At 72.5% G+C, this 6,313-nt stretch carries 7 protein-coding genes; 4 read left to right on the top strand and 3 right to left on the bottom strand.

The genetic code is table 11. The features are described from left to right. Positions 1-185, top strand: a 185-nt coding sequence (locus AB0K60_RS15580; RefSeq protein WP_364054109.1) for a hypothetical protein, incomplete at its 5' end; no start/stop codon positions are given. Here AB0K60_RS15580 and AB0K60_RS15575 read toward each other — a convergent pair. Beyond that, positions 163-918, bottom strand: coding sequence for an SDR family oxidoreductase (locus AB0K60_RS15575; protein WP_364054106.1), 756 nt, complete (start codon positions 916-918; stop codon positions 163-165). The two genes, AB0K60_RS15580 and AB0K60_RS15575, sit on opposite strands and share 23 nt — an antisense overlap. A 163-nt stretch (positions 919-1,081) precedes the next feature. Here AB0K60_RS15575 and AB0K60_RS15570 point away from each other — a divergent pair, with 163 nt between their 5' ends. Further along, on the top strand, positions 1,082-1,936 hold the full coding sequence (locus AB0K60_RS15570) for a helix-turn-helix domain-containing protein (protein ID WP_364054103.1): 855 nt from the start codon (positions 1,082-1,084) through the stop codon (positions 1,934-1,936). Positions 1,937-2,200: 264 nt separating this feature from the next. Here the strand turns inward: AB0K60_RS15570 and AB0K60_RS15565 are convergent, their stop codons facing one another. Both AB0K60_RS15565 and AB0K60_RS15560 read right to left on the bottom strand, forming a co-directional pair. Then, complete coding sequence (locus AB0K60_RS15565; RefSeq protein ID WP_364054100.1) at positions 2,201-2,557, bottom strand: MmcQ/YjbR family DNA-binding protein; 357 nt, start codon at positions 2,555-2,557, stop codon at positions 2,201-2,203. A gap of 59 nt (positions 2,558-2,616) precedes the next feature. Next, positions 2,617-3,210 (bottom strand): NUDIX domain-containing protein, encoded by a 594-nt coding sequence (locus AB0K60_RS15560; RefSeq protein ID WP_364054097.1) that lies wholly within the window; start codon positions 3,208-3,210, stop codon positions 2,617-2,619. 376 nt (positions 3,211-3,586) lie between these two features. On the opposite strand from AB0K60_RS15560, the gene AB0K60_RS15555 reads away from it, so the two are divergent. Both AB0K60_RS15555 and AB0K60_RS15550 read left to right on the top strand, forming a co-directional pair. Then, complete coding sequence (locus AB0K60_RS15555) at positions 3,587-5,851, top strand: xanthine dehydrogenase family protein molybdopterin-binding subunit (RefSeq protein WP_364054095.1); 2,265 nt, start codon at positions 3,587-3,589, stop codon at positions 5,849-5,851. After that, entirely contained in the window at positions 5,848-6,312 is a 465-nt protein-coding gene (locus AB0K60_RS15550) for a (2Fe-2S)-binding protein (protein ID WP_364054092.1), read from the top strand. The genes AB0K60_RS15555 and AB0K60_RS15550 overlap by 4 nt, the downstream gene beginning before the upstream one ends. The last annotated feature ends 1 nt before the right edge of the window (position 6,313 follow it).

The raw sequence follows: 6,313 nt of genomic DNA, 5'->3' as shown, positions 1-6,313 counted from the left end.
CGCTGCGCCAGCACGACCTGAAGCTGCGCGCCGACCGCGCCGTACAGGCTGCCGAACACCCGGCCGAGCAGGCCGGGCCGTGCGGTGCGCGGAATGATCGTGTTGACCGCGACGTCGGGGGCGGCGATCCCCAGTCCCTAGGGATTGCCCCGTGGGCGGGGGTCAGGAGCCGCCCGTCACCCTGATCACCTGGCCGGTGATGCCGGTGTTCGCGGCTGAGGCCAGGTAGACGACCGGGGTGGCGATCTCGGGGGCGTCCAGGAGCCGCCCGATGGGGGCCAAGGAGCCGTAATGGTCGCCCTCCGGGCCGATGATGTGGGCGTTGGTGTCGGTGCGGGTGAGGCCCGGCATGACCACGTTGGACAGGATGTCGCCGTCGCGGCCCAGGCTGAAGGCGGCCGAGCGGCTGAATCCGTGCAGGGCGGCCTTGGCGGCGGCGTAGTACTCCGAGCCCGCCATGCCGTCGGTGGCGATGCTCGACGAGATGTGGATCAGACGGCCCCAGCGGCGCTCCCGCATGGCCGGGGCGACCAGGCGGCTGAGCCGTACGGCGCCCTCGAGGTTGGCGCGCACGACGCGTAGCCACGCCTCGTCGGGGACGGCCTCGAAGGAGGCGTCCGGGTCGGGGGCCGTGGCGCCCCAGTGGACGGCGTTGTTGATCAGCACGTCGATCCGGCCGGTCCAGGCCAGGGCGGCGTCGACCAGGGCGTGCGCCGAGTCCGGGTCGTCGAGTGCGTACGCGGTGACCAGGGCGCGGTCGCCGATCTCCTTGGCGACGAGCTCGGCCACGTCGGGGGTGTGGTGGTAGGTGAGGACCACGTGCGCGCCTTCGGCGGCGAACGCCCGTGCTAGGTGGCGGCCGATGCCGCCGGAGGCTCCGGTGACGATGACGGTACGGCCGCGCAGTCCCAGATCCATCGGGTCTCCTTTTCGAGAGGTCGGGCGGGCGAGCGCCCGCGTCGGCCAAGTTGCCGGACCCGGCGCAGGGGAGGGAGACCGCGCGGAGACTGTCCCTGACAGGGCCACCCTGGGGCGCATCGGCGTATACCGCCAGAAAGACGCCGCTTTTAGACTTTGGCGGGTGAGCGACAACGAGCTGGGAGAGTTTCTGCGCGCCTGTCGGGAGTCGGTCACGCCGGCCGAGGTCGGGCTTCCCACGGCGCCACGCCGCCGGACGCCGGGACTGCGCCGGGCCGAACTGGCGACGCTGGCGGGGATCAGCGTGGAGTACCTGACGCGGCTGGAGCAGGGACGCGACCGTCACCCGTCGGGTCAGGTGCTCGGCGCGCTCGCCAACGCGATGCGGCTGTCGTACGAACAGCGCCTCGAACTGCGGCGGCTGAGCAAGAAGACCTCCGGCCTGACGTACTGCATGGAGGCCGAGCCCCCGGCACGCACCGTGCGGCCGACCGTCCGCGCGCTGCTGGACGGCTTCGAGCCCGGACCGGCCATCGTGGTCAACCGGCTCGGCGAGGTGCTCGCCCACACCGCCGGATACGCCCGCCTGGCCGGGCCCGTCGGCCTGCTGGACGGCGACCCGCCCAGCCTGGTGCGGTACCTGTTCACCGACCCCCGGGCGCGCACGACCTTCCCCGACTGGGACCACGTCGCCGACGAGCGGGTCGCCGCGCTGACGGTCGCGGCCTCGCGCGACGATCCGCACGTCGCCGCCCTTGCCGACGAGCTGGCGCTCACTGCGGGACCGGAGTTCAGCGCCCGCCTGAACCGCCCGGCCAGGCTCCCCGCGAGCAACGGCGTGCAGCGGATGACGCATCCCGAGGCGGGGGAGCTGCGCCTGTCCTTTGAGACGCTGGACCTGCCCGAGGCCGACGGCCAGCAGATCGTGGTGTACCTGCCCGCCGACCGCGCCACCGAGGCCGCCCTCGCCGAACTCGGCCGACCCGCCCCCGGCGCCCTGCGCGTGGTCAGGGGCTGACCGCCCGCCGACCACGGGCTCACAGCGGGTGGGTCGTCCGGCGGGAGCGTCGGGCACCCGTCGTCTAGCGAGAGCACCAGGCATCTGTCGTCGGGGTCCCGGCGCACGGCTGACCGCCCGCCACGGGCTCACGGCGGGCGGGTCATCCGGCGGGAGCGCCGGGCACCCGTCGTCGGGGACCGCCGCGCAGATCCGCGGTACGATCTCGTCGCGACGCGCCGGATCGGATAACCCGGATCGGATGGCTCAGTTAACTCGGCTAACTCAGCGGCCGATGCCTATTGCCGCCTCGTGGGCGTCGACGAGGTGTCTGGGTGCGGTCAGGCACCAGGCCTCGGTGACCAGCTCGGTCAGCTCGTCGGCGTCGATGCCGCCCAGGTGGACCACGACCCAGCCGAAGCGGCCCGCGGTGAACTGGATCTCGAACACCTCCGGCCGCTCGGCGACCAGGGCGAGCTGCTCCTCGATGGTCTGCTTCAGGCCGACGGTCTCGGTCTTCTCCCACAGGTAGGCGAAGCCCTTGTCGTGGACCTTGAACGAGATCCAGTCGCCGCCGAAGCCGCGCTCGACCTCGGGCAGCCCTTCCACGATGCGCAGGTACTCCTCGATGCTCACCGCCATGGCACCCACATCTACCAGCCGCGACCGACACTTCCGCACCCCGGTCGGAGGGGAGGCGGTCAGCCCGGCGGGGAGGGGGCGTCGAAGAGCCGGGCGGTACGGCTCAGCAGTTCGCGGACGTTCGGCTCGGTCGTGAGGGCGCGGGCCTCCTCGACCGGCAGCCACCGCAGCGGCGCGTCCGGCTTCTCCGGGACGGCGGCCTCGGGGGTGCGGGTGGCGAGCAGGAAGCGCAGGTCGGCGTGCTCGTGGGCGGGTTCGTGCGGCGCGGCGGGCACCGGCACCACCGCCACCTGGACGAGGCCGGGGTCCGGCCAGGGGGTCAGGTCGCGCAGGCCGGTCTCCTCGGCGCCCTCGCGCAGGGCGACGGCGAGCGGGTCGGTCTCGCCGGGATCGGCGTGCCCGCCGACCTGGATCCAGGCCCGCTGGCGGGCGTGCCAGCGCAGCAGCACGCGTGCCGTCGGGGGATGCACGATCAACGCGGACGCGGTCACGTGCAGCGGCTCCGAGCGCGCCCACGGGTCGGCGCCGGGCGGCAGGGCCCGGACGCGTTCGACGTCGGCGGCCTCGGCCGGGGTCCGCGGCCGGAAGCGGTCCAGGACTCGCGCGAGGTGCGTGCGGGCAGGGTCGGCCGGCCCGCTCATGTGCACGGACATGGCACAACGGTCATGCCGGAAACCCTAGTACCGGACGGCGGGGGGAGTGGTGCGGCCTTCCGCCAGGCGAGAGCGGCGTCGCGGTGGCACCCCTCCCGCCCGGCCCCGCGGCGGGGGGCGTTGTCGCAGGTGGGGAAGCCAAGAAGATTTTTCTCGCGATGCCGATGTCCCCGTTGGCGCAGCGGGGATGTACCCCGGGACCGGGTGTGGCCGGGGCGTGTGGGACTGGCGTGACGCACCTCTGGGCAGGTCAAATTGTGAACGCGATCGCCAACGATGGTTGACGTAAGCGCATATATGCCCTTTTCTTTGACATGCTTTAGATCGTGAGCAGAGTCCGGTTCGGACTACTCCAATGCCTTGGTGCGGAGGCTGAATGAGCGTGCTTGGTACCCGTGTGGTACGCACAGAGGATCCACGGCTGCTGACCGATGGCGCCACCTACGTGGACGACCTACGCGTCCCCGAGCTCGCGGGCGCCGCGTTCGTCACGTACGTGCGCAGCCCGCTGGCCCACGCCCGGATCACGGGCGTCGACGTCTCCGCCGCGGCCGAGGCGCCCGGCGTGCTCGCCGTGTTCACCGCCCGTGACCTCGACGACCTGCCGCCCCCGCCGGACGACAACCCGATGGCCGAGCCGCTGCTCGCCGTCGACGTCGTCCGGTACGTCGGCGAGCCGGTGGCGATGGTCGTCACCGAGACCCGCGCCCAGGGCGAGGACGCCATCGAGCTCGTCACCGTCGACTACGAGCCGCTCGACGCGGTCGTCGACGTCATGGACGCGATCAAGGACGAGACGCTGCTGTTCCCCGCCGCCGGGTCGAACGTGCTCGCCCCCAGCGGCCCGGAGGAGTTCGACGACGCCCCGTTCGAGGCCTGCGAGGTCGTGATCGAGCGCGTCTTCCGCAACCAGCGCGTCGCCCCCGTGCCGATGGAGGTCCGCGGCGCCGCCGCCACCTGGTCCGGCGATCGCCTCACGGTCTGGTCGAGCACCCAGAACGCCCAGATCACCAAGGGCATCCTGCTCGGCGCCCTCGGCCTGGAGCCCGACGCCGTGCGCGTCATCGCCCCCGACGTCGGCGGCGGCTTCGGCGCCAAGATCGGCATCGACCGCGACACCATCGGCGTCGCCTGGGCCGCCCGCAAACTCGGCCGCGGCGTGCGCTGGACGGAGAACCGCAGCGAGAGCCTGTCGGCGGCGCAGCACGGCCGCGCGCAGCGGCACGTGGTCAAGCTCGGCGGCAACCGCGACGGCAAGATCCTCGCCTACCGGATCGACTTCATCCAGGACGCCGGCGCCTTCCCGCGCGTCGGCCCGCTGCTGGCCACGTTCACCGGCCTGATGGCCCCGGCCGTGTACGAGATCCCCGAGGTGCAGGTGCGCTCCAAGGTGGTGCTCACCAACACCACCCCCGTCGGCGCCTACCGCGGCGCGGGCCGCCCCGAGGCCACCACCACGATCGAGCGGCTGATCGACATCTTCGCCGACGAGATCGGCATGGACCCGGCCGAGGTGCGCCGCCGCAACCTCATCCCGCCGGACAAGTTCCCGTACACCACCGCCCGCGGCCTGGTGTACGACAGCGGCGAGTACGTCAAGGCGCTCGACGCCGTCCTGGAGGCCGCCGGGTACGCCGAGCTGCGCGCCGAGCAGGAGCGCCGCCGCGCCGCGGGCGACCCGATGCTGCTCGGCATCGGCCTGTCCACGTACGTCGAGGTCACCGCCCTCGACGCGGCCAACGGCGAGTCCGGCCGCGTCGTCGTCGGCACCGACGGCAGCGCCACCGTCTACACCGGCAGCTCCACCCAGGGGCAGGGCCACGCCACCTCCTGGGCGATGATCGTCCAGGATCAGCTCGGCATCCCCCTGGACAAGATCACCGTCGTGCACGGCGACACCGACCACATCCCGGTCGGCGTCGGCACCTACGCCTCCCGCTCGCTGCAGCTCGGCGGCATGGCCGTGCACGAGTGCGCGATCCAGATCAAGGACCGGGCGCGCGAGCTCGCCGCCCAGGAGCTGGAGGCCGACCCGGCCGACCTGGTGCTCGACACCTCCACCGGCACCTGGCAGGTGGCCGGCGTGCCCGACCGCGGCGTCGGCTGGGCCCGCCTCGCCGAGCTCGCCGGGGAGACCGGCCTCACCGCCGACACGGTCTTCAAGCCCGAGCGCGCCACGTTCCCGTTCGGCGCGCACCTGGCCGTCGTCGAGGTCGACTCCGAGACCGGCCGCGTACGGCTCAAGCGCCACATCAGCGTCGACGACGCCGGCCCGCTGCTCAACCCGATCATCGCCGAGGGCCAGCGGCACGGCGGCATCGCCCAGGGCGTCGCCCAGGCGCTGTACGAGGAGATGGCCTACGACGCCGAGGGCAACCCGATCACCAGCACCCTGGCCGACTACTCCATGATCTCCGCGGCGGAGCTGCCGAGCTTCGAGCTGCTCACCATGGAGACCCCGACCGACGTCAACTCGCTCGGCGTGAAGGGCATCGGCGAGGCCGGCACCATCGGCTCCACCCCGGCCGTGCAGAACGCCGTCGTGGACGCCGTGTCCCACCTGGGCATCGACCACATCGAGATGCCCGCCACCCCGGAGCGGGTCTGGACCGCGATCAACGAAGCGAGGGCTGCGCAGTGAAGCTGACGATCACCGTCAACGGCAACGAGACCTCCGCCGAGGTGGAGGACCGTACGCTTCTGGTGCACTACCTGCGCGACGTCCTCGACCTCACGGCGACGAACATCGGCTGCGACACCACCTCCTGCGGGGCGTGCACCGTCCTGCTCGACGGCGAGTCGGTGAAGTCCTGCACCGTGCTGGCCGCGCAGGCGGACGGGCGCGAGGTCACCACGCTGGAGGGCCTGGCCGGCGAGAACGGCGAGATGCACCCGGTGCAGCGGGCCTTCCACCAGGAGCACGGCCTGCAGTGCGGCTTCTGCACCCCGGGCATGGTGATGGCGTCGATCTCCCTGCTGAAGGAGAACCCGCACCCCACCGAGGAGCAGGTCCGCAACGGCCTGGAGGGCAACCTGTGCCGGTGCACCGGCTACCACAACATCGTCAAGGCGGTGCTCGCCGCCGCCGAGGAGACCGCGTGAC

Source organism: Thermopolyspora sp. NPDC052614, from assembly GCF_040678635.1.
Classification (GTDB): Bacteria; Actinomycetota; Actinomycetes; order Streptosporangiales; family Streptosporangiaceae; genus Thermopolyspora.
The sequence above is the reverse complement of the archived record's forward strand: the minus strand, read 5'-3'. Positions and strand labels throughout refer to the sequence as shown.